Source organism: Deltaproteobacteria bacterium, from assembly GCA_029858205.1.
In the GTDB taxonomy this organism is placed as follows: domain Bacteria; phylum Desulfobacterota; class GWC2-55-46; order GWC2-55-46; family DRQE01; genus JAOUFM01.
In genome coordinates this window covers 62,086-83,555 of sequence record JAOUFM010000008.1, presented here as the reverse complement: position 1 = coordinate 83,555, position 21,470 = coordinate 62,086, and the positions used below count along the sequence as shown (strand labels likewise).

The window sequence follows — 21,470 nt, the reverse complement described above, 5'->3', positions numbered from 1 at the left end:
TGATATTCGGTGCGTTTTAATTTTGTCTTCCGTTGCCTGCGCAGCCCAAAGCCGCGCAGGCATTTTTTTTGTTATTTTCGGGTTGCGGCGCTGCTTTTTTATGAAATAGCTTCTTATTACAAGGACTTGACAGAGATACCTTAAAGTCGTATTATATATTCAGATTAAAAGGGCGGTTTATCATGCCGCCGCTTTTAGGGGTAAGATGCAGAAGTTTGACGCGTTAGAGGAAAAGATAGGGCATCTTCTGAAGCTTTGCGCCTCGCTCGAGGCCGATAAGGCCGCGCTTCGTGAAGTACTTGGGCGTAAAGACACGGAGAGAGCCGAACTCAGAGACAGGGTTAAAAAATACGAAAAGGAGAAAGGGGCAGTAAGGGAAAAGGTCGAAGGGTTGCTAAGCAGGCTTGACGGTCTTATCCAAAACGTTTGAGGTCGCTCGTGAAAAGAGTGGTTGAGTTAAGCATACTCGGGCATAAGCTCGCTGTTACGAGCGATGAGAGCGAGGAATATATAAAGGCCGTCGAGGAGTGCCTCGCCAGGACGATAGAGGAAGTGCGCGGAACTACAAAAGCGGTGGCAACGCTCGATTTAGCGCTTCTTGTTGCGCTTAATCTGGCCGGAGAGTTCGTAAAGGTCAAGACCGAACTCGAGAGGCTGGAGAAGAGATCGGGCGAACTTGTGGATCAACTCGAAAAAAAGGTATCTTGAAGCGGGTTGTTTTTTTGAAAAGCTTCCCTGCGGTGTTGGTGATAGCGGCTGTATTTTAGAACCAATACTCTAAAATAGGCAGCTGGCTCTGTCCTTGGACGGCATGCCCTTTACGGGACGTCGAAAGAGGTTACCACCGGCGGCCACCTGTTCATACAGGTTCAAAATGTGCCGCACACGGCATTCGCGGGGAAAAAGATTGAAATTGCGGATAACTTACGGGACGGTTTGGTTGGCTTCTTTGTCCGGGCGTGCCCGGGTAAAAAGCGGCGGCGTTAAAAATCGCGAGGTTGGAAAATATAACGGCAGCATAAAACCGGTGTTTGACGTAAAGGCGGCGATGGGTTTTTCGCCGCGTACCGTATAACCCGCAGATTCAAGATATACCTTATAGCCTTTTCCACGAGCCCCCGGCACGACGCCATGTCGCGTACGGACGCGGCTGTTCATCAGGCCAGAGAAAAAAAGGAAACGCTTAGAGCAAAGCTTGGCGCTGCGCGTAAGGCCATGTTGTTATCCGATGTGCGCGCCTTAAGCCGTGCCATTACAAGGGCGTTTCTCGTACTGCCGGAATATGCCGGGGCAGGGAGGATAGCCCTGTACTCGGGTGTCATGAATGAGGTCTCGACAAAAGAGCTCTTCGAGGCCGCTATCAAAGACGGCAAAGAGGTGTTCTATCCGCGGACGGAGAAGAGGGGCGGCATAACGTTTTGCCGCGTTGGATCGTTAGATGAGCTCGTAAGCGGGCGCTACGGCATAGCAGAGCCGGCGCCGGGAATGCCGGGCATAGAGGCTTCTAAACTCGATTGTGCCGTTGTTCCAGGGCTCGTCTTCGATGAATTGGGCGCAAGGGTCGGCTACGGGCTCGGGTACTACGATGCGGCGCTAAAGGGCGCGGACTGCATCAAGGCGGCGCTCGCTTACGACTTCCAGGTCGTCAGTGAAGACATAGGGCTCGAGCCCCATGACGTAAGGCTCGACGTCATCGTAACGGAGAAGCGGGTAGTCAGGGTTGCCCGCGAGTTTTGATTGCACAATAAAAAGGGTTGAAAGGAGTTTTCACCATGATATTTTCGGATATAGTTTTCATTATAGCGGTCCTGGCAGGTATCGCGATAGGCGTTGTAATAGGGTTTATCCTTAGAAAAAAGATGAGCGAGGCAAAGCTTGCCTCTGCAAACGATGCAGCCGAGGCGCTTGTTGAAGATGCAAAGAGAGACGCAGAGAGGATAAAGAAGGAGGCCGAACTTAAGGCCAAGGATCTCTTGTTCCAGGGCAGGCAGGAGTTCGATAAGGAAGTAAGGGAGCAGAGAAAGGAAATACAGAGCATCGAGAAAAGGCTCGTTAACAAGGAAGAGCAGATAGACAAGAAGGTCGACGGGCTAGAGAAAAGAGAGGCTGAGTTCGAAAGAAAGGAACGCGACGTAGCTACTAAGGAAAAAAAGCTCGAAGAGGCGGAAAAGGCGGCGCAGGCGGCCATAGAGGAGCAGAAGAGAAAGCTCGAGGCCGTATCGGGCATGAGTGCCGAGGAAGCGAAGAAGACACTCGTAGACGCCATGGAGGGAGAGGCCAAGATAGAGGCCGGAAAGCTCCTTAAAAAGATAGAGGAAGAGACAAGGGCCGAGGCGGACGAGAAGGCGAAAAACATCATCGCCCTTGCCATACAGCGCTATGCAGGCGAGTACGTTGCCGAGAAGACGGTCTCGGTAGTGCATCTTCCAAGCGATGAGATGAAGGGCAGGATAATCGGCAGAGAGGGAAGAAACATACGCGCCATAGAGGCTGCTACGGGCATAGACATTATAATAGACGATACTCCGGAGGCGGTTATTCTTTCCGGCCACAACCCGGTTAGAAGGGAAGTCGCCAAGCGCGCCATAGAGCGCCTTATTCAGGACGGTCGAATTCATCCGGCAAGGATAGAGGAGCTTGTAACCAAGGTCGAGGCGGATGTCGAGAAGGCCATAGTCGAGGCCGGAGAAAGAGCGGTCTTCGATACCGGGCTCCACGGCGTACACCCTGAGATACAAAAGCTCATCGGAAGGCTCAAATACAGGACAAGCTACGGACAAAACGTGTACGCGCATTCACTTGAGGTCTCGTTTATCTGCGGCATACTTGCCGCAGAGCTCAAGCTTCCGACAAAACTTGCGAGAAGGGCCGGGCTTCTTCACGACATAGGCAAGGCAGTTGACCACGAGGTCGAGGGCTCGCACGCGACAATCGGAGCCGACCTTGCCAAGAAGTACGGCGAGAGGCAAAACGTGATTGACGCAATCGGGCAGCACCACGAGAACCCGGAGGCGATACTCGGCATACTTGTGCAGGTAGCCGACACCCTGTCCGCCGCGCGCCCCGGAGCAAGAAGAGAAATGTATGAGGCTTATATAAAGAGGCTCGAAGACCTCGAAAAGATAGCCAACAGCTTTAAGGGTGTCGAGAAGTCCTACGCGCTTCAGGCCGGCAGAGAGGTTCGCGTCCTTGTCGAGAGCAATTCGGTAGATGACAACTACGCAACGGTTCTATCAAAGGACATAGCAAACAGGATAGAAAAAGAGCTCACTTACCCCGGCATGATAAAGGTAACCGTCATACGCGAGACCCGGTCAACCGAGTTTGCGAGGTAGTATCCGGTGGGCGACGGACTGTTTGGCATACTGTTTATCGGAGATATAATCGGCAAGCCCGGCAGGAACGTCTTTTATAATGTCTTGCCGAGGCTTAGAGAGCGCTATTCGCCGGACTTTATCATCGCAAACGGCGAGAACTCGGCAGCCGGGTTTGGCATCACTCCCGAGGTCTATAAAGACCTCACAGGCTCCGGCATAGACGTCATTACGAGCGGCAATCATATCTGGGATAAGAAGGAAATACTCGAGTCCATGGATTCGTGCGAGCGGCTGCTTCGTCCGGCGAATTACCCGGAGTCAGTTCCGGGCAGGGGCTGCGGCGTGTTCAGTTCTTCGTCAGGGGTAAAGGTCGGCGTCATAAACCTTTCGGGCCGGGTGTTTATGAAGGAAAGCATCGATTGCCCGTTCAAGGCCGCCGAGCGCATGGCGGCGGAGATTAAAAAGGAAACGCCCGTTATTTTCATCGATTTTCACGCAGAGGCAACGAGTGAGAAGGGCGCTCTTGCAAGGCATCTCGACGGCCGCGTAAGCGCCCTTGTCGGCACGCACACGCACGTGCAGACATCCGATGAAACGGTTCTTTCCGGAGGCACGGCATTCATAACGGACGCGGGCATGACCGGGCCGGTTGATTCGGTAATCGGCGTTGACAAGGAGCTTGTCATAAAGAAGTTCCTGACCGGTATGCCTGTTAAGTGGGAGATAGCGAGCACCGAGAGCGAGTTACAGGGCGTGTTCGTTAAGGTGGATGTAAAGAGCGGCAGGGCTGTTTCGATTACGAGGATAAAGGAAAAGGCCGCTTAAAATAGTTTTGGAGGCAGTAAATGATTACCGCGATAGTCGCGTTCATAATCGTTTTTTCAGTGGTCGTTGTCGTGCATGAGCTTGGGCACTATATTGCCGCAAAGAGGGCCGGGATAAAGGTCTACGAGTTCTCGCTAGGGTTCCCGTTTAGCCCGCGCCTTATTACCCTTTTCAGGCTCGGCGAGACGGAGTTTACCGTGCGCCTACTTCCGCTTGGCGGGTTCGTGAGATTTTCAAAGGACGGTTCTGACGACGGTGCCGAGTATTTTGCCGCTTCTGCCGGCAGTAGGGCCCTTACCGCTTTTTCGGGGCCGCTTTTCAATCTCGCGTTCGCTGCTATTTGTTTTTTTACGGTCTTTGCTTTTTATAAGGGCATGGACGTATTTCATGCCGGCGCAGCCTCGGTTGAAATGGTATGGCGTATAGTGCAGGGCACGTTTGCGGCACTTGCCGGAGTTTTTGGCGCCGAGGGCGGAGCATCTTCGATAGCAGGGCCCATCGGCATAGCCGCAATGGCAAAGGCAGCGCTCTCCAAAGGCGCATACGAGTTTTTATTCTTTACAGGGCTTCTTAGCGCGAGCCTTGGCATAATGAATTTGCTGCCGCTTCCGATGCTCGATGGCGGGCAGCTTGTGCTTATAGCAGTTGAGAAAATAGGAAAAAGGCCTGTGCCAGAAAAGGTCTACGCAGTTGTTGCCGTAGCAGGGATAATCCTTTTCGCTGTTATAACCGCGCTAACGGTGCTGCTCGATGTAGGGCGGCTTATCGCGTAGTTTTTACCGGCAGCGCCAATTGTTCCCGTCCGGTGCGCGCACTTAATGGGAGGTGTTTTACCGATGTCAGAGCTGATGAACAAGGGAATACGCGGTTTTGCCAACAGGGCCGCGGCAGTAGTAGACGATATCGTGCTCTTTGCCGTTGCTATAGCCATAATATGTGTTGCCATACTGCTTCTTTATGAGGGGGCTACCGATTTTCTGCAGGGCGACAGACACTCCATCCCGCACATAGTGAGCGATTTGCTGTTCGTTCTTATCATAATGGAGCTTTTCAGGCAGGTCTCGCGTCAGATAAACAGAAGGCCTTTTTCGCTAAACCCGTTCATATACATAGGCATAATAGCAAGTATCAGGGGCGTTCTCATAATGCAGATGAAGATAGGGCTTGGCGAGGCCGAATGGAGCCATGGCGTTGCCGTGCTGCTTGCCGACGCCGTTCTCGTGCTGATATTTCTTGGCGGACTCTATATTTATTCCAAATGCAGGAAGGACGTCGAGGAGCACTGACGCGGTTTCCTTCGGCGCCTATGCGTTGGTTGCGCCTTTTATCTTTTCGATGAGCTCTTTCGGGGTCTGCGGTTTTACGCTGTAGAACTTCAGGTTCTTTATATGCGAGAGGCGCTTTCTTTCGCAGGCAGAGAGCGATTCCGGGGGATAGGCTGTCAGGAATCCTATCGATAGATCATTTCGTTCTTTTTCGAGCATGTGCGCTACAGCGATGCCGTCGGCAGTGTCGCCGGGAAGGTATACGTCGAGGAGCGCCAGGTCTATATCGTCGGTTTTTATCTTAGAGACGGCCTCTTCGGCCTTCGATGTTACAATCAGGTCGAAGTGCTCCTTTAGCGCGTAGAGGATTACCTTGCGCATGTGCGCCTGGTCGTCGAGAAAAAGGATTTTCTTTTTTTGCCTTGTCATACCGACTTCGCCCGGGGTTCGGTTTTAAAGAACGCCGCAAGTTTAGAGGTGCCGTTGGTCTGGGTTAATGACTGAAAGCTATAAATACGACATAAATTATCCTCTATTATTCGCTGAAAGTCAAGCGGAAGTTTACAGAAGATACCGCCACGCGTCATTGTGTAATTACGGTATAGCTGCAGGTATAGTTTGTTTCCGAAAGTTATAAAACAAAAATATCTATTGATGCTGTTTTTTGCCCGGTAAGGCAGTGGGTAAGGCAGCTGGCCGTAGCACCCGACTTTATGCGGTTATGGCTGCTATCTTTTTTCTCAGTTCCTTTGGCGTAACCGGCTTTACGTTGTATTGCTTCAGGTTCTTGATGTATTTTAGCCGCATCCTGTTGCAAGGCGAGAGCTCGTTCTTGTCATATGCTGTTATGAAGATGATTGGGATGTTCATGCCGCGGCTCTCTATTAAGTGGGCAAGCGTTATGCCGTCCATTGTCTTGTCAGAGGTGCGTACGTCGAGTATTGCCGCATCAGCCCCCTCCTTTTCGACTATCGATAGGGCCTCCTCTGCAGACGGGGTTATGCGCAGCTCAAACTCCTTTAGCATGATTTCGTAGAGCAGTCTGGTTTCCTTGTTGTCTTCGAGTATGAGGAGCTTCTTCATCGTTTTTGTCCCGTATGGCGTAAGAAGAAAACCGCTGCCAGTAAAATACGTGTTGAAAATCAGGATGAAAGATATCGAAGCTGCAACGCAGAGCCCTTGAGCAGGAAGGTTAAACCAACAAGAGTTATATTAATTATATTAAATGCAGCTAGCTTAGTCAAGCTATTTCAGGCAGCCATGTCGTGTAAACAGATAAAGTTTAGTCAAGTTTTAACCATATTCTTATAAAGGCGGTTGTGTCTATGTCCGATGGATTTTATTTCGAGCAATATGTATTTTGTCGGCTGTGGTCGTGGCGCCGCGTTCGTATGCCTTGTTCCTGTGCCTGTAGCGCATGCAGCGTTTTCCCGGATGGACATGGCGCTGTTTTTTTGCTAATCTAATTTATCTTTTTCTAATTGAAAGGAATGAATTTTTGTGGCGCCAAAATTCGATAAACCCGAAAAGCAGCTTGAAGCAATCAAGCGCAACTCTCTTGAACTTATAAACGAGGCAGAGCTTTTGAAAAAGCTTACGCGCTCGTTTGAGGCTGGTAAGCCCCTTAGGGTAAAGGCAGGGTTTGACCCAACGGCCCCGGACTTACACCTTGGACACACGGTGCTCATTCAAAAGCTAAAGGAGCTTCAGGACCTTGGGCACCACGTGCTTCTCCTGATTGGCGATTTTACCGGCATGATAGGCGACCCGACAGGCAAGAATGAAACGAGAAAACCTCTTACCTCGGCAGATGTAGAAAGGAACGCTAAGACCTATACCTCTCAGGTCTTTAAAATCCTCGATGAGAAGAAAACGGAAATTGTTTTCAACTCCGAGTGGCTAAACGCCCTTAAGCCGCAGGACATGATTTCTCTGATGTCCAAGTACACGGTTGCGAGAATACTCGAGCGGGACGACTTTAGAAAGCGCTACGAAGAAGGCCGGCCGATTGCAGTGCACGAGTTCCTATATCCGCTTCTCCAGGGCTACGATTCTGTCGTGTTGAAGGCGGATATCGAGCTTGGAGGAACAGACCAGCTTTTTAACCTGCTCGTTGGCAGGGAACTTCAAAGGGAGTGGGGCCAGGAGCCGCAGTGCGTGCTCACCATGCCGCTACTCGAGGGCACCGACGGCGTGCAGAAGATGAGCAAGTCGCTTGGCAATTATATCGGCATCACAGAGCAGCCCTCCGAGATATTCGGTAAAGTGATGAGCATATCAGATGAACTCATGCTTCGCTACTATGCGCTTCTTGGAGGCGAGCCTGAAAAGGCGGAGAAGATAAAATCCGGCGCTATTCATCCAAGGACCGCCAAGGCAGAGCTTGCAGAGGAATTGACCGCAAGATTTCACGGCGAGGCCGAAGGGAAAAAGGCACGGGAGGCATTTGATAATCTTTTCGTAAAAAAAGAGATCCCGGACGAGATAGAGGAGTTTATAGTAAGCAAGGCCTCCGGCAAGGTTTCTCTTGCAAGGGTAATGGCAGATAGCGGCCTTGCAAAATCGACATCCGAGGCAATGCGCCTTATAGAGCAGGGAGCTGTCAAGATAGACGGCGAGAAGGCTACCGATAAAAAGGCCGAGCTTGGCTCAGATAAGGACGTACTCATACAATCGGGCAAAAGGTTTTTCAAGAGGATAGTTTTTAAATAAAGATACCCCCGCCCTCGCGTCATGCAGTTACTTTACCTTACGGCTGCATGCTCGGATATCTGGCAATGAATACGCAATTTTTATTATCTTTTCCAAGACGCATACAGCGCAGCCCACATATTCCGGTTTACCGATAAGCAGGTTTTTACGGAGCAGTATAACGTGTTGACAATTTAGGACTAATTTGATACTATTTATCCTGTAACATGGGTGGTCTGTCCCATGTTCCTCTGATTCGTATCAAATCCGATTACTAACGGACGGTTTTACATGGGTTCGCGTGTAAGAAAAACAGGTTTTAACGCCAGGCAAAACCTGAAGGAGCTTCACATGTGCGGCGAGTCACTTGAGCTGGCGGCTGCGCGCGTGTACCGCGCCCTGCAAGGGCTTTTTGCAGGTAACGGCGAGGTGAGCGGGTTTTTCAGCGCTCTTGCCGCAGAGGAGGAAGAGCACGCGAAGTTTTTCAGGTTCAACACATTTATTTTCGATAAGGCTTTGAAGGAGCCTTCGTCCCTGGATTGCGTAAAAGAGCGCGTGGACGCTGTTTTAGGCCGCATGGAAGAAATAGAGAGTGAGATAAGGCGCGGCGTCGTGGACTTAAAGAGGGCCTTCGAGATAACGTTTGAGTTGGAGTCTTCTCTTCTCGAGGCCGGGCTCATGCAGGTACTGTCCGGGTATTCGGATGCTCTTGCGAAGATATTTTCCAATATGCAAAAGGACACTGTGTGCCATAAAAGCAAGGTGGTTGCTCTTGCCAGGGATTACGGGTACGATTTGAAATAGTTAGGCCAAGGGTGCCGGTATGGACAGCGCTGCCGTGTCGGCGCCAGTTTTTACGGTTGTTCGTAATAAATGATTTTTGTTTGCTTCGAAAGAAAACCGCCTGAATGGGCGGTTTTTTGTTGTGGTTTTAAAATCGGCCGGGATCGGCCCATGTTACGGCCCTTGCTTGCCGCTGCCGAAGCTTTGTTTATAACCGCAGTTATTTTGCCGGTATCTTTCCACGCACTATTTGCGAATATTTTTACGGCGTTGAAAAAACTACCCATACGGGTAGTTTTTCTCTTGACACCAAACCACCTGTCTGCTACACTTTTCCGCTCATCATTCATTGCGACTTTGCGGACACTGTAGGCTGGTTGTTTGTGGACATCTCACTCTAACGCTGGAAAGGACACTACATCTCATGCGGGTAAGGAAGAAGACTGTCGAGGAATCGCTAAAGGCTTTATTGGATGTTGAAAAACGCGCAGGCTCAATCTACAGGCATTTTGCCTCCGTGTTCAAAGGGTATTCGTGCTCAAAGGCCTGGGAAGGGCTTGCCGTTGAAGAGGACGTGCACGCGCATCTGCTTATAACGCAGCTAAGGTGGCTCGGCTCGGTTGCCGGGCGCGAGGTAACCGTAACCGCCTCTGACGAAATAGAACGCCTCTTGGGCCGCATCGATGCGCTCGAGATAGCGGCGAAGAAGCCAGGCATCGGGCTTGCCGAGGCCGTTGGCGTAGCGCTTGCCGTGGAGACCTCCATTACCGAGGGTAATATCGTAAGGGTGCTTTCGGTAAGCGTGCCGGAACTTCTCGGCGCCCTTAAATCCCTTACAGACGATTGCGAAAAACATCTTGAGTTTTTATCTTCTATTTCCGTGAACGCGGATTCTTCCTTGCCGGTCGGCGAAATGAGGGCAGCCATATAGGGCGCCTTACTGCCGGCCGGCAAGGTTTTCTTGATATTTCTGTTGCCGTTAAAAAAACTACCCTAAGAGGTAGTTTTTTTAGTTGACAGACATGGATAAATCGGGTATGATTAGTCCGCATTATTGGGCAGGGGCGAAATAAGGACATTTAATCGTTATAGTGATAGGAGAATCCAGGATAATGCAGACTAAAAGAAGGACAGTAGAAGAGGCATTAATAGAGCTTTTGCATATAGAAAAACGCGCTGCAGCCGTGTACAGGCATTTTGCAATGGAATTTGCAGAAGATGGCAGCTCCGAGGCATGGCTTAGCCTTGCGAAAGAAGAAGATACGCACGCGGCAGAGGTCGCATCTCTTATAGAGTGGAGCACGGGGTTTAAGGCAAGGGAGATTACGTCAGTTGCATCGGCTGAGTTGGACAGGATTACATCCCAGTTCGATGCGCTCGAGCCGCTGGCCATGAAGAAAAATTTGGAGCCTGCAGAGGCCATAGCGCTTGCCCAGGCCATGGAGGCTGCTGTGAACGAAGGAAATATCGCGAGAGTGCTCTCCATTAGCGTGCCGGAATTAAAGACAGGGCTTGGCGCGCTTACAGATGACTGCATAAAGCATATGGAGATCGTAAGCACGATAGCAAGGACTTTTTATCAGCAGCCTCTGGCAAGGCAGCACTCAGCCTAACGCATCGTCCGGCAGAGGTGCTTCGCCTTCCGGCCAAGATGTTGTTACTTTTTTTATAGAATTCCGAAGTATTTGATATTGCATTTAATGTTAACTTGTGGTAATAAAGAACATTCCGTGGTTAAAATTGGCCAAGGTTGTTTTTTAGTGTAATGCGGAGCAGGGTGTCTTTTATTGCTACAGCTGTTTTTTTGTTTTAACTTTCTTCCTCTTATATTCTGACGCGATATTTGAGAATCGAATTTATGTCCGGGGTCGGGGCCGTGTAATTGTTTTTGCCTGATAGATGCTCTGTGTAGCGAGGTAAAAGCATGGATGGCGATAAAAAAACCCTTACCGAATCCCTAAAGCTGCTTGCCGATGTCGAGCGGTGCGCGGCCGAGATATATTCGCATTTTGCAGCCGTGCTAAAAGGGCAGGATGAGAGCAGGCTCTGGAGAGAGCTCGCTGCCGAAGAGGTAACACATGCCGAGTTTTTCGAGCGCCAGATAGAGCTTTTGAAGGACGGCCACGGCGCGTTCATGCTGACCGGCACAACGCAAAAGGAACTCGACAGGCTTCTAAACCAGGTGCAGGGGCTAAAGCAGGCTGCCACGAAACCCGGCATAACAATGACGCTTGCGATATCGATTGCCTATACGCTCGAAACTACCGTTGCCGAAGGCGGCGTTCTAAAGGGGCTTGGCGTTACGGCGCCTGAACTTAAAAACAGCTTTAACGCCATACTTATAGACACAGAGAAACACACGCAGCGTATCACCGGGCTTATGCGAAACCACGTTAAGCAAAAAGCAGGGCAAAGTTAGCAAGCTGCACCACATACTGCAACAATACGGCCACTGTAACTATTGTGACCGCAACTGCCAAGGTTCTTAATGCTTTCTTAATGTCAATGTGCTATAATGAAAATATAGAGAAGTGGATAGGTGTGTTTTTTAGGGCAGTGTTTTTTTTAGCAAGGAGGCATGACTATGGCGATAAATATAAATAACGAGGTCACAAGGGAAGCGCTTACGATGCTTGCGGCAATAGAGCGCGTTGCAGCGCGTCTCTATAAGCATTTTAATGAGAAGTTTGGCACAAAGGACGGAGTGGATTGGGGCAAGATGGCGCTTGAGGAAGAGGAGCATGCGAGGTTCTTCGAGACGCAAAAGAGAATGCTCGATACCGTTCCAAACGTGTTTGGCAGGACGCTTATAAGCCTTGTCGAACTTAAGCGCCTTACCGAGAAGCTTTCGGGCATTGCAGTAGAGGGCATGAAGGACGATGTTACGCTTGAGAAGGCGCTTCGTATAGGCTACGTAATCGAGGTCGAGGTCTCCGAGAGCGAGAATATAAAGCTCATGCACATAAAGTCAGAGTCGCTTCGCAAGGTGTTCGATTCCATACTTATCGAGACCGTTTCGCATAAGGAACAGATACTAAGGGCTGCGGATAGAAATGGCGTCATACTCTCGGCCGCATAAGCGCGAGAGAGCAGGGCGCAGGAAAAGCCGCGTCAAGAGCGGCTAAAATAGCGCTCTAAAAAAAATAAAAAAAATTCAAAAAAATTCTTGACAACGCTTACGCGTTAGTGCATAATGTTTTCTTCCGGTAAGACCCCGGTGAATTGAACAGGCCTGGGTCTTCGTCTTTTAAAGGGGCGCGTTTTTCGTCCGGTTCGTTCTTTGAAAACTAAATAGCAAGCAGCAGCATGCAAAACATGCAAACCTATCAATTCGATTACATCAGTAACATATCTCTACTTTAAGTGGAGAGTTTGATCCTGGCTCAGAACGAACGCTAGCGGCGTGCCTTACACATGCAAGTCGAACGAGAAAGCGGGGGCAACTCCGCAAGTAAAGTGGCGCACGGGTGAGTAACGCGTGGGTAATCTACCTTATGAGTGTGGGATAACTCGCCGAAAGGCGAGCTAATACCGCATAAGACCACGGGAGGCATCTTCCGGGGTTAAAGCAGGGGACCTTCGGGCCTTGCGCTCTTGGATGAGCCCGCGTCCCATCAGCTAGTTGGTGAGGTAACTGCTTACCAAGGCTAAGACGGGTAGCTGGTCTGAGAGGACGACCAGCCACACTGGCACTGAAACACGGGCCAGACTCCTACGGGAGGCAGCAGTGGGGAATCTTGCGCAATGGGCGAAAGCCTGACGCAGCGACGCCGCGTGAGGGAAGAAGGTTTTCGGATCGTAAACCTCTGTCGGGGGGGAAGAAACTTCAGGCGATTAATATCCGCTTGGATTGACGGTACCCCCAAAGGAAGCATCGGCTAACTACGTGCCAGCAGCCGCGGTAATACGTAGGATGCAAGCGTTGTTCGGAATTACTGGGTGTAAAGCGCGTGTAGGTGGTCAAGTAAGTCAGGGGTGAAAGCCCTCGGTTCAACTGGGGAACTGCCTTTGAAACTGCTTGGCTAGAGTACTGGAGAGGAAAGCGGAATTCCTGGTGTAGCGGTGACATGCGTAGATATCAGGAGGAACATCGGTGGCGAAGGCGGCTTTCTGGACAGATACTGACACTGAGACGCGAAAGCGTGGGTAGCAAACAGGATTAGATACCCTGGTAGTCCACGCCCTAAACGATGGGCGCTAGGTGTGGGGGCCGTTAGGCTCCCGTGCCGCAGCTAACGCATTAAGCGCCCCGCCTGGGAAGTACGGCCGCAAGGTTGAAACTCAAAGGAATTGACGGGGGCCCGCACAAGCGGTGGAGCATGTGGTTTAATTCGACGCAACGCGAAGAACCTTACCTGGGCTTGACATCCGGAGAATCCCCTGGAAACAGGGGAGTGCCCGCAAGGGAGCTCCGAGACAGGTGCTGCATGGCTGTCGTCAGCTCGTGCCGTGAGGTGTTGGGTTAAGTCCCGCAACGAGCGCAACCCTTACCCTTAGTTGCCATCGGGTCATGCCGGGCACTCTATGGGAACTGCCGGCGTTAAGCCGGAGGAAGGTGGGGACGACGTCAAGTCATCATGGCCTTTATGTCCAGGGCTACACACGTGCTACAATGGCAGGTACAAAGGGTCGCAAACCCGCGAGGGGGAGCCAATCCCAAAAAACCTGCCTCAGTTGGGATCGGAGTCTGCAACTCGACTCCGTGAACGTGGAATCGCTAGTAATCGCGCATCAGCACGGCGCGGTGAATACGTTCCCGGGCCTTGTACACACCGCCCGTCACACCACGAAAGTCTGTTGTACCAGAAGTCGGTGTGCTAACCCGCAAGGGAGGCAGCTGCCAAAGGTATGGCCGATGATTGGGGTGAAGTCGTAACAAGGTAGCCGTAGGGGAACCTGCGGCTGGATCACCTCCTTTCTAAGGAGAATCGGACACCGAGGCGCCTAAGGCGCACTTGGTGAGCCAATATCCTTTATGCAGTAAATTCGTAATCGAATATGGGCTGCTTGCTATTTAGTTTTTGGGGAACGGCCGGCATCTGTGCTGACCGCGCTTTGAAAAAGGCCGGGGCAAGGATAGAGCAGAGGACAAGGGCCTGTAGCTCGGTTGGCCAAGCATGGCGAAACGCCATGCGTTATAAGACGGGCACGAGCAAAAGTTTGTAAGGCTTCGGTTCGGGTCGGAAGCAGAGGACAAGGGCCTGTAGCTCAGTTGGTTAGAGCACACGCTTGATAAGCGTGGGGTCGAAAGTTCAAATCTTTCCAGGCCCACCAGTATAAAGGCCGCAGATTCTTTGTGGTTGACATAACGGGGGTATAGCTCAGCTGGGAGAGCGCCTGCTTTGCAAGCAGGAGGCCAGCGGTTCGATCCCGCTTACCTCCACCAGATTAGAAGGTTGGGCGGTAAGGTTTCAAAGCGGTAAATGTTTTTGTAGTAACGTTGTGGCGTAAAGAAAAAATCGGTTTTCGATTCCCGGCCGTTAAGGCATTAACGCCCGGTAACCGGTAACTGATACCGGATAAGAAACACTGCTCTTTGACAATCGAATAGGGTAAAGAAAGTCGCTGAGAATCGATAACCAAACGTCGTTGTGGGTTATCGCGCGCCGAGGTATGTCTTAGGGCATACGTGGGGCGTGCGATACTACCGAAAAAAATCAACGGTCAAGCTACTAAGGGCGTACGGTGGATGCCTTGGCACGAATAGGCGATGAAGGACGTTGTAAGCTGCGATAAGCTTCGGGGAGCCGCAAACAGGCGTTGATCCGGAGATGTCCGAATGGGGCAACCCGGCCGGTTAATAACCGGTCATCTTGCGCTGAATCCATAGGCGTAAGAAGCGAACGGAGGGAAGTGAAACATCTCAGTACCTCCAGGAAAAGAAATCAATTGAGATTCCCCCAGTAGTGGCGAGCGAAAAGGGAAGAGCCTAAACCGGAGAGTAGAAATATTTTCCGGGGTTGCGGGACCTTATACGTGATTGCGAAAGGATAGTGGAACGGATTGGAAAGTCCGGCCATAGAGGGTGATAGCCCCGTACATGAAATTCTGACGCACGCAGAGGTATCCCAAGTACCACGGGACACGTGAAATCCCGTGGGAATCCGGGTGGACCATTATCCAAGGCTAAATACTCATTCGTGACCGATAGTGAACCAGTACCGTGAGGGAAAGGCGAAAAGAACCCCGGGAGGGGAGTGAAATAGAACCTGAAACCGTATGCTTACAAACAGTCCGAGGACTATGCCCGCAAGGGAATGTCTGAGGGCGTGCCTTTTGCTTAATGATTCAGCGAGTTACTTTGTGTGGCAAGGTTAAGTCATGGAGACGGAGCCGCAGCGAAAGCGAGTCCGAATAGGGCGTTTAGTCGCGCTGAGTAGACCCGAAGCCAGTCGATCTACCCATGGTCAGGATGAAGGATCGGTAACACGATCTGGAGGTCCGAACTGGTGATTGTTGCAAAAATCTCGGATGAACTGTGGGTAGGAGTGAAAGGCTAATCAAGGCTGGTTATTGCTGGTTCTCCCCGAAATATATTTAGGTATAGCCTCGTGTAATTAAGTGCCGGGGGTAGAGCACTGGATGGGCTAGGGCCCTTAAAGGGGTACCAAACCCAACCAAACTCCGAATACCGGCAACTTTTATCACGGGAGTCAGACTGTGGGGGATAAGCTTCATAGTCGAGAGGGAAAAAGCCCAGACCGCCGGCTAAGGTCCCTAAAGCAAGCTAAGTGGAAAAGGTTGTGAAACTACTTTGACACCCAGGAGGTTGGCTTAGAAGCAGCCATCCTTTAAAGAAAGCGTAACAGCTCACTGGTCTAGTGGTTTTGCGCCGAAAATTCAACGGGGCTCAAGCTTGCTACCGAAGCCGCGGATTCGCAGTGTCTTCGGACGCTGCGTCTGGTAGGGGAGCTTTCCATTAACCTGTGAAGGCGGATCGTGAGGACTGCTGGAGGACATGGAAGTGCTTATGCTGAAATAAGTAGCGTAAATGTGGGTGTAAAACCCGCACGCCGGAAGCCTAAGGTTTCCTGGGGAAGGTTAATCCTCCCAGGGTTAGTCGGGACCTAAGCCGAGGCCGAGAGGCGTAGGTGATGGACAACGGGTTAATATTCCCGTACCGCCGTGCATTGTAAGCTAAGGGGTGACGGAGTAGGATAGGTCAGCAGGGTGACGGATGTCCCTGTTTAAGTCCGTAGGCGGGGTCTGCAGGAAAATCCGCAGGCCCGTTACCGCCAAGAGATGATGACGAGGAAAGCCGCAAGGCGGACCGAAGTGGCTGATTCCACACTTCCAAGAAAAACCTCGTAGTGTTTTTGCATGGTGCCCGTACTGCAAACCGACTCTGGTGGGCTGGTAGAATATACCAAGGCGTTTGAGAGAACTCTGGCTAAGGAACTCGGCAATCTAGCCCCGTAACTTCGGGATAAGGGGTGCCCTGGGCTGTTTTGCGGATTCGCTCCGCATGGCGGCTTGGGGTCGCAGTGAAAGGGGGGTTGCGACTGTTTAGCAAAAACACAGGACTCTGCTAACTCGTAAGAGGATGTATAGGGTCTGACGCCTGCCCGGTGCCGGAAGGTTAAGGAGATCTGTCAGCCGCAAGGCGAAGCAGTGAACCGAAGCCCCGGTAAACGGCGGCCGTAACTATAACGGTCCTAAGGTAGCGAAATTCCTTGTCGGGTAAGTTCCGACCTGCACGAATGGCGTAACGATCATCCCCGCTGTCTCGGCCAGAGACTCAGCGAATTTGAAATGCCGGTGAAGATGCCGGCTACCCGCATCAAGACGGAAAGACCCCGTGCACCTTAACTATACCTTGGTATTGGATCTTGGCGTTGTTTGTGTAGGATAGGTGGGAGGCTTTGAATCGGAGGCGCTAGCTTTCGTGGAGCCATCCTTGAAATACCACCCTGATTACTCCGAGATTCTAACCTGGGCCCGTGATCCGGGCCGGGAACAGTGCCAGGCGGGTAGTTTGACTGGGGCGGTCGCCTCCCAAACAGTAACGGAGGCGCGCAAAGGTTCCCTCAGGCCGATTGGAAACCGGCCGGCGAGTGCAAAGGCATAAGGGAGCTTAACTGCAAGACCTACAAGTCGAGCAGATGCGAAAGCAGGTCTTAGTGATCCGGTGGTCCTGAATGGAAGGGCCATCGCTCAACGGATAAAAGGTACGCCGGGGATAACAGGCTGATCTCGCCCAAGAGTTCATATCGACGGCGAGGTTTGGCACCTCGATGTCGGCTCATCGCATCCTGGGGCTGGAGCAGGTCCCAAGGGTTCGGCTGTTCGCCGATTAATAGCGGTACGTGAGCTGGGTTCAGAACGTCGTGAGACAGTTCGGTCCCTATCTGATGTGGGCGTAGGAGATTTGAGGGAAGCTATCCCTAGTACGAGAGGACCGGGATGGCGGGACCTCCAGTGTTCCAGTTGTCCTGCCAAGGGCAGCGCTGGTTAGCTGTGTCCCGAAGGGATAACCGCTGAAAGCATCTAATCGGGAAGCCCCTCCCAAGATAAGATCTCCCTGGACTTCGGTCCCTGTAGATCACATGGAGACTACGTGTTTGATAGGCCGGGTGTGTAAGCCCTGTAAGGGGTTTAGCTAACCGGTACTAATCGATCGTGAGGCTTGACCTTGATTTTTTACGGTAGCCATACGCGTTTGGTTATCGATTCACAGCGACTTTCTTTGAAGTAAAAAAATACCCTATTCGATTATGAAGTTTAAGGCCCCCTCCGGGCGTATCTGCCCGGAAAGTAGAAACACCGGGGTGGCCTTTATAAAGCTTCCCGTGGTCATACCGAAGAGGCCACACCCGTTCCCATTCCGAACACGGAAGTTAAGCTCTTCAGGGCCGATGGTACTATATGCGCAAGTGTATGGGAGAGTAGGACGCCGCGGGATTAAAAATGAAAAGAGGGCCGGTTCATCAGAACCGGCCCTCTTTTTATTTCTGCCGCGTCCTCTCTTTTATGTATTTGCGCAGATAGTGCCATCGGCCCGCATAATGTTCGATGGTGCTATGTGCGCCGGAGTGTATGGGAGAGTAGGCGGCCTAGGGATTAATGTGCAAAAGCCCCTGTCATTGAAAAAATGACAGGGGCTTTGTCTTTTTAAATGAGGCTGCTGAAAAAGCCCAATCTGCAATGTCCTCTTCGTCGCTCGTCACTGCGACGTGGCTTGGCGCGTTGGCGATTTTGCCGCCATACTTTGTTGAAGCCGTTTTTCCTTGCTCGACGTATACTCCGTGTATACGCCTGCGCGAAAAAAACGGCCTCTGCCTCGTCTGACGGCAAACTTACCAACGCGGCAGGGGTGACCCCTGCACCCGAAAGTTAAAGGCAGTCATTGCGAGGAGCGAAGCGTCGGATGACGCGAAGCGACGAAGCAATCTCCTGCTTATCTGCACAATTCCGTCATTCCCGCGAAGGCGGGAATCCAGTGTCTTTTGAGCCTTTGCCCCTGCGGGGCGGCTTTTGGGTATGGAAGTGCTTGTCATCCAGTAACCCCTCACCTTAATCCTCTCCCCAATGCGATAGGGGAGAGGAGATTTTTTTCGGTATTTACATGTCAATCCTCACTCCTCGTCTCCTTTTTGAGCAGCCTGGTAGGGGGTAAGTTCTGATTAACTTGCACTGGGGTGTATCTTTATGATAAATATATACTAACTATATTTTATAAGATTTAAAGGTGATTATGGATGAAATAGGACTGTGGTCTAAAAATAAGCTAGACATCGTAAAACTCTACACAGAAGAGTATTCTAAAATTGTTTCAAAATTTAAGTTTGAACACTCGTATGTCGATGGCTTTGCTGGGGCTGGGATGCATAAATTTAAAAACACCGGTGAATTTGTGAAAGGTAGCCCTTTGAGAATATTGGAACTGAAAAATCCATTTCGTAAGCACTATCTTATAGATAAAGATGAAACCAAAATTCAGCACCTGAAGAGAACCATTGGAAATAGAAGTGATGTGGTGTATTTTTATGGTGATTCCAATATTGTTTTGATAAATGAAGTATTTCCTCTTATTAGATATGAGGATTATAAGAGGGCTTTTTGCCTTTTAGATCCGTATGGAATACATATAGATTGGAAAGTTGTTGAAGCTGCGGGTAAGGCGAAGAGCATAGAGCTATTGATACATTTTTCTACGATGGATATTAATATGAACGTTCTTAAGAGAAACAGAGACGCTGTTGACCAATCACAAATAGAGCGTATGAATAGATTTTGGGGCGATGGCAGTTGGCGGGATGTAGGGTATTCTTCCGAAATGATGTTGTTTAAAGGGAAAGAGTATGAGGAAAAGGTAGATAATGATACAATGGCAGAAGCTTATATGGAGCGGCTCAAAAATGTGGCAGGGTTTAAGTACGTTCTGAAGCCTTTGCCAATGAGAAATTCTAATGGAGCAACGATATATTATCTGCTTTTTGCTACACATAACCAAACTGGCGAAAAGATTATGCGGCATATTTTTGATAAATATCGTAAGTAAAGGGTTGTATGTCTAATAATACGTCAATAGAGTGGACAGAGTCTACGTGGAATCCTGTTACTGGCTGTACCAAGGTTAGTCCGGGTTGTAAAAACTGTTATGCCGAGAGAATGGCAAAGCGGTTACAGGCAATGGGGCAGCCGAATTACAAAAACGGCTTTAGGGTTTCTATGCACGCGCATGCGTTGAGTATTCCTTCGTTTTGGAAAAAACCGCAGATGGTTTTCGTCAATTCTATGAGTGATTTATTTCACAAGGCGGTTCCGGAGGATTTTATATTAAATGTTTTTGATGTTATGTGCAGAGCAGATCAGCATATCTATCAGGTTTTGACTAAGAGGTCTGATCGTTTGTTGCAGTTGGATAAGAAGTTGCCTTGGAAGAATCATATTTGGATGGGTGTTAGTGTTGAGAATCAGGATTGCGTTGACAGGATTGAGCACTTAAGAAAAACAAACGCACGAGTTAAATTTCTATCCTTAGAGCCGTTATTGGCGCCTATTAGAAATTTGAATCTCAAAGGTATTGATTGGGTGATTGTTGGCGGCGAGTCTGGTCCGAAAGCCCGTATTATAGATCCTTCGTGGGTGATAGATATTAGGAATCAGTGTGTCAGGGCAAAAGTTCCCTTCTTTTTTAAGCAGTGGGGTGGATTTAACAAGAAAAAAACTGGTCGGGAATTAGAAGGTAGAATTTGGAGCCAAATGCCTAAAGTGGCTGCTATGTAATTGGGCAGTCCTGTAGAGATGGTTATACTCGCCAATAAATCTTATCCCGCCGCAAGGGTAGTCCTTGCGGTGGTTTTTTTTATTTCCCCATGCATCTCGAAGGCCCGGTGTGTTTGATATTCGGGTGCAGGCGTCACGCCTGCCTGCTTTGATTTGGCTGCTTGAAATGGTATGATTTGGGGCGTGGGTATTTGCTCGTAATCAGACAGCGCGGAGGCGCATAATGCCGAACTCAAAGCAAATCGCCGGGCTCGTGGGCCCGACAATTGTTTTAATGGTTGCTGCAGAATTCCCGCTTGTGCAGCCGCATCTTTACGACGCGCAAATCCCGCCGGTAGTGTATCTCTCAGGCGTTTTGATGTTCGTTGCAGGCCTCGCAATCGTGCGCGCGCATAACCGCTGGGGCCGCGATTGGACAGCGCTTGTAACTCTCACCGGATGGTTCTTTCTCGTTCTCGGCGTTTTTCGGATGTTTGCCGCAACCTCGTACTCCCAGGGCGCTGCGAATATAAGCTCGATTACGTTCATGGCGCTGGAAGGCGTTCTCTTGCTGCTCGGGTTGTTCATGACCTACAAGGCATACCTGTGCAAGCGCAGTTAGTCTCGCGATACGGCTCTCGCGCCTGTTGGTAAACTTTAATCCCCAAAAATCCCATTCCCACACCGGAGGCCAATAGTGGCAAAACAGTTCGATAAGATAGAACAGGCGCATAGCGAGTTCATCAAAAAACAGCACGTCTTTTTCGTGGCCAGCGCAGGTAAAGATGGCTTCGTTAGCCTCTCGCCAAAGGGCATGGATACGTTCAGGGTAACCGGGCCAAATAGCATAGTTTGGCTAAACCTCACAGGCAGCGGTAATGAGACCTCGGTTAACGTCCAGGAAAACTGCCGCATGACAGTTATGTTCTGCTCATTTGATAAGGAGCCTCTTGTACTTCGGCTCTACGGCACGGCCCAAGTCCTGCACCAGCGGGATAGTGAATGGCCCGGGCTTATAAAGATGTTTCCCTCATACACAGGCGCAAGACAGATATTTAAGATGAACGTCCAGCTTGTGCTCACCTCCTGCGGCTATGCAGTGCCGCTTATGGAATTCAAGGGCGAGAGGGATTTGCTCACAAAATGGACGGATGCAAGGGGCAGGGACTCTATCGAAAAATACTGGAGAGAGAAGAACACCGTAAGCCTCGACGGCAGACCGACCAATATCGTAAAGGATTGAGTTTTTTTCCTGAATTGTTAAGGATTACTGTCTGGTAAAACGCCTTAGTGTTCCCGTGAAATTATCCTGTAAAATCATAAATTTACAAGGTCGGATGGCGCAATATGTTGTAAAAATGGCGTTGTCATTGTTCTTGAC

At 50.4% G+C, this 21,470-nt stretch carries 20 protein-coding genes, 2 tRNA genes, 3 rRNA genes and 1 other RNA gene; 23 read left to right on the top strand and 3 right to left on the bottom strand.

What is annotated here, in order from left to right:
• Positions 1 to 205 precede the first annotated feature (205 nt).
• The 8 genes from OEV59_07590 to OEV59_07555 all read left to right on the top strand — a co-directional run bounded on the left by OEV59_07590 (position 206) and on the right by OEV59_07555 (position 5,428).
• Positions 206 to 430, top strand: a complete 225-nt coding sequence (locus tag OEV59_07590) for a cell division protein ZapB (GenBank protein MDH4227589.1) — start codon at positions 206 to 208, stop codon at positions 428 to 430.
• Positions 431 to 438: 8 nt separating this feature from the next.
• Complete coding sequence (gene zapA, locus OEV59_07585; protein MDH4227588.1) at positions 439 to 708, top strand: cell division protein ZapA; 270 nt, start codon at positions 439 to 441, stop codon at positions 706 to 708.
• Positions 709 to 729: 21 nt separating this feature from the next.
• A non-coding RNA gene (gene ssrS, locus OEV59_07580) (6S RNA) lies at positions 730 to 905 on the top strand.
• 226 nt (positions 906 to 1,131) lie between these two features.
• On the top strand, positions 1,132 to 1,737 hold the full coding sequence (locus OEV59_07575) for a 5-formyltetrahydrofolate cyclo-ligase (protein ID MDH4227587.1): 606 nt from the start codon (positions 1,132 to 1,134) through the stop codon (positions 1,735 to 1,737).
• A gap of 35 nt (positions 1,738 to 1,772) precedes the next feature.
• Positions 1,773 to 3,335, top strand: a complete 1,563-nt coding sequence (rny, locus tag OEV59_07570) for a ribonuclease Y (protein ID MDH4227586.1) — start codon at positions 1,773 to 1,775, stop codon at positions 3,333 to 3,335.
• Positions 3,336 to 3,341: 6 nt separating this feature from the next.
• On the top strand, positions 3,342 to 4,142 hold the full coding sequence (locus OEV59_07565) for a TIGR00282 family metallophosphoesterase (protein ID MDH4227585.1): 801 nt from the start codon (positions 3,342 to 3,344) through the stop codon (positions 4,140 to 4,142).
• A gap of 20 nt (positions 4,143 to 4,162) precedes the next feature.
• Positions 4,163 to 4,915 carry a site-2 protease family protein gene (locus OEV59_07560; protein ID MDH4227584.1) on the top strand — a complete coding sequence of 251 codons (753 nt, stop codon included), beginning with the start codon at positions 4,163 to 4,165 and terminating at the stop codon, positions 4,913 to 4,915.
• A 63-nt stretch (positions 4,916 to 4,978) separates the two neighbouring features.
• Entirely contained in the window at positions 4,979 to 5,428 is a 450-nt protein-coding gene (locus tag OEV59_07555) for a phosphate-starvation-inducible PsiE family protein (GenBank protein ID MDH4227583.1), read from the top strand.
• 18 nt (positions 5,429 to 5,446) lie between these two features.
• On the opposite strand, the gene OEV59_07550 is transcribed toward OEV59_07555, so the two are convergent.
• Positions 5,447 to 5,836, bottom strand: a complete 390-nt coding sequence (locus OEV59_07550; GenBank protein MDH4227582.1) for a response regulator — start codon at positions 5,834 to 5,836, stop codon at positions 5,447 to 5,449.
• Positions 5,837 to 6,118: 282 nt separating this feature from the next.
• Entirely contained in the window at positions 6,119 to 6,490 is a 372-nt protein-coding gene (locus tag OEV59_07545) for a response regulator (protein ID MDH4227581.1), read from the bottom strand.
• A 417-nt stretch (positions 6,491 to 6,907) separates the two neighbouring features.
• On the opposite strand from OEV59_07545, the gene tyrS reads away from it, so the two are divergent.
• Together tyrS and OEV59_07535 are read left to right on the top strand one after the other, a co-directional pair.
• Positions 6,908 to 8,119, top strand: a complete 1,212-nt coding sequence (gene tyrS, locus OEV59_07540; protein ID MDH4227580.1) for a tyrosine--tRNA ligase — start codon at positions 6,908 to 6,910, stop codon at positions 8,117 to 8,119.
• Between the two features lie 270 nt (positions 8,120 to 8,389).
• Positions 8,390 to 8,902: a hypothetical protein gene (locus OEV59_07535; protein ID MDH4227579.1), complete on the top strand. Its 513-nt coding sequence runs from the start codon at positions 8,390 to 8,392 to the stop codon at positions 8,900 to 8,902.
• A gap of 50 nt (positions 8,903 to 8,952) precedes the next feature.
• Here the strand turns inward: OEV59_07535 and OEV59_07530 are convergent, their stop codons facing one another.
• Positions 8,953 to 9,168, bottom strand: coding sequence for a hypothetical protein (locus OEV59_07530; GenBank protein ID MDH4227578.1), 216 nt, complete (start codon positions 9,166 to 9,168; stop codon positions 8,953 to 8,955).
• Between the two features lie 137 nt (positions 9,169 to 9,305).
• Between OEV59_07530 and OEV59_07525 the strand changes: the two genes are divergently transcribed.
• The 13 genes from OEV59_07525 to OEV59_07465 all read left to right on the top strand — a co-directional run bounded on the left by OEV59_07525 (position 9,306) and on the right by OEV59_07465 (position 21,332).
• Entirely contained in the window at positions 9,306 to 9,812 is a 507-nt protein-coding gene (locus tag OEV59_07525; GenBank protein MDH4227577.1) for a hypothetical protein, read from the top strand.
• A gap of 181 nt (positions 9,813 to 9,993) precedes the next feature.
• A complete protein-coding gene (locus OEV59_07520; protein MDH4227576.1) occupies positions 9,994 to 10,494 on the top strand; it encodes a hypothetical protein in 501 nt (166 codons plus the stop codon).
• 311 nt (positions 10,495 to 10,805) lie between these two features.
• Complete coding sequence (locus OEV59_07515) at positions 10,806 to 11,300, top strand: hypothetical protein (protein ID MDH4227575.1); 495 nt, start codon at positions 10,806 to 10,808, stop codon at positions 11,298 to 11,300.
• A gap of 165 nt (positions 11,301 to 11,465) precedes the next feature.
• The gene (locus OEV59_07510) at positions 11,466 to 11,960 is read left to right on the top strand and encodes a hypothetical protein (protein MDH4227574.1); all 495 of its coding nucleotides are present in this window, start codon (positions 11,466 to 11,468) and stop codon (positions 11,958 to 11,960) included.
• A 281-nt stretch (positions 11,961 to 12,241) separates the two neighbouring features.
• Positions 12,242 to 13,799 (top strand): 16S ribosomal RNA (locus OEV59_07505).
• Between the two features lie 279 nt (positions 13,800 to 14,078).
• A tRNA-Ile gene (locus tag OEV59_07500) sits at positions 14,079 to 14,155 on the top strand.
• 36 nt (positions 14,156 to 14,191) lie between these two features.
• Positions 14,192 to 14,267: transfer RNA gene (locus tag OEV59_07495), tRNA-Ala, on the top strand.
• A gap of 276 nt (positions 14,268 to 14,543) precedes the next feature.
• A 23S ribosomal RNA gene (locus OEV59_07490) occupies positions 14,544 to 17,515 on the top strand.
• A 151-nt stretch (positions 17,516 to 17,666) separates the two neighbouring features.
• Positions 17,667 to 17,783: ribosomal RNA gene (gene rrf / locus OEV59_07485) — 5S ribosomal RNA — on the top strand.
• Together the 16S, 23S and 5S rRNA genes with 2 tRNA genes alongside form the textbook arrangement of a ribosomal RNA operon.
• A 792-nt stretch (positions 17,784 to 18,575) precedes the next feature.
• Positions 18,576 to 19,382 (top strand): three-Cys-motif partner protein TcmP, encoded by an 807-nt coding sequence (locus OEV59_07480; GenBank protein ID MDH4227573.1) that lies wholly within the window; start codon positions 18,576 to 18,578, stop codon positions 19,380 to 19,382.
• 8 nt (positions 19,383 to 19,390) lie between these two features.
• The gene (locus OEV59_07475) at positions 19,391 to 20,110 is read left to right on the top strand and encodes a phage Gp37/Gp68 family protein (protein MDH4227572.1); all 720 of its coding nucleotides are present in this window, start codon (positions 19,391 to 19,393) and stop codon (positions 20,108 to 20,110) included.
• Between the two features lie 223 nt (positions 20,111 to 20,333).
• Positions 20,334 to 20,711 (top strand): hypothetical protein, encoded by a 378-nt coding sequence (locus OEV59_07470; GenBank protein ID MDH4227571.1) that lies wholly within the window; start codon positions 20,334 to 20,336, stop codon positions 20,709 to 20,711.
• 75 nt (positions 20,712 to 20,786) lie between these two features.
• The gene (locus OEV59_07465; protein ID MDH4227570.1) at positions 20,787 to 21,332 is read left to right on the top strand and encodes a pyridoxamine 5'-phosphate oxidase family protein; all 546 of its coding nucleotides are present in this window, start codon (positions 20,787 to 20,789) and stop codon (positions 21,330 to 21,332) included.
• Positions 21,333 to 21,470: the final 138 nt, after the last annotated feature.

Coding starts and splice junctions, on each gene's coding strand:
- OEV59_07470 (MDH4227571.1), top strand. CDS start 20,334: ATGCCGAACTCAAAGCAAATCGCCGGGCTCGTGGGCCCGACAATTGTT.
- OEV59_07510 (MDH4227574.1), top strand. CDS start 11,466: ATGGCGATAAATATAAATAACGAGGTCACAAGGGAAGCGCTTACGATG.
- OEV59_07555 (MDH4227583.1), top strand. CDS start 4,979: ATGTCAGAGCTGATGAACAAGGGAATACGCGGTTTTGCCAACAGGGCC.
- OEV59_07535 (MDH4227579.1), top strand. CDS start 8,390: ATGGGTTCGCGTGTAAGAAAAACAGGTTTTAACGCCAGGCAAAACCTG.
- OEV59_07525 (MDH4227577.1), top strand. CDS start 9,306: ATGCGGGTAAGGAAGAAGACTGTCGAGGAATCGCTAAAGGCTTTATTG.
- OEV59_07560 (MDH4227584.1), top strand. CDS start 4,163: ATGATTACCGCGATAGTCGCGTTCATAATCGTTTTTTCAGTGGTCGTT.
- OEV59_07475 (MDH4227572.1), top strand. CDS start 19,391: ATGTCTAATAATACGTCAATAGAGTGGACAGAGTCTACGTGGAATCCT.
- OEV59_07545 (MDH4227581.1), bottom strand. CDS start 6,490: ATGAAGAAGCTCCTCATACTCGAAGACAACAAGGAAACCAGACTGCTC.
- OEV59_07575 (MDH4227587.1), top strand. CDS start 1,132: ATGTCGCGTACGGACGCGGCTGTTCATCAGGCCAGAGAAAAAAAGGAA.
- OEV59_07515 (MDH4227575.1), top strand. CDS start 10,806: ATGGATGGCGATAAAAAAACCCTTACCGAATCCCTAAAGCTGCTTGCC.
- OEV59_07480 (MDH4227573.1), top strand. CDS start 18,576: ATGGATGAAATAGGACTGTGGTCTAAAAATAAGCTAGACATCGTAAAA.
- rny (MDH4227586.1), top strand. CDS start 1,773: ATGATATTTTCGGATATAGTTTTCATTATAGCGGTCCTGGCAGGTATC.
- OEV59_07590 (MDH4227589.1), top strand. CDS start 206: ATGCAGAAGTTTGACGCGTTAGAGGAAAAGATAGGGCATCTTCTGAAG.
- OEV59_07550 (MDH4227582.1), bottom strand. CDS start 5,836: ATGACAAGGCAAAAAAAGAAAATCCTTTTTCTCGACGACCAGGCGCAC.
- OEV59_07520 (MDH4227576.1), top strand. CDS start 9,994: ATGCAGACTAAAAGAAGGACAGTAGAAGAGGCATTAATAGAGCTTTTG.
- OEV59_07530 (MDH4227578.1), bottom strand. CDS start 9,168: ATGGGTAGTTTTTTCAACGCCGTAAAAATATTCGCAAATAGTGCGTGG.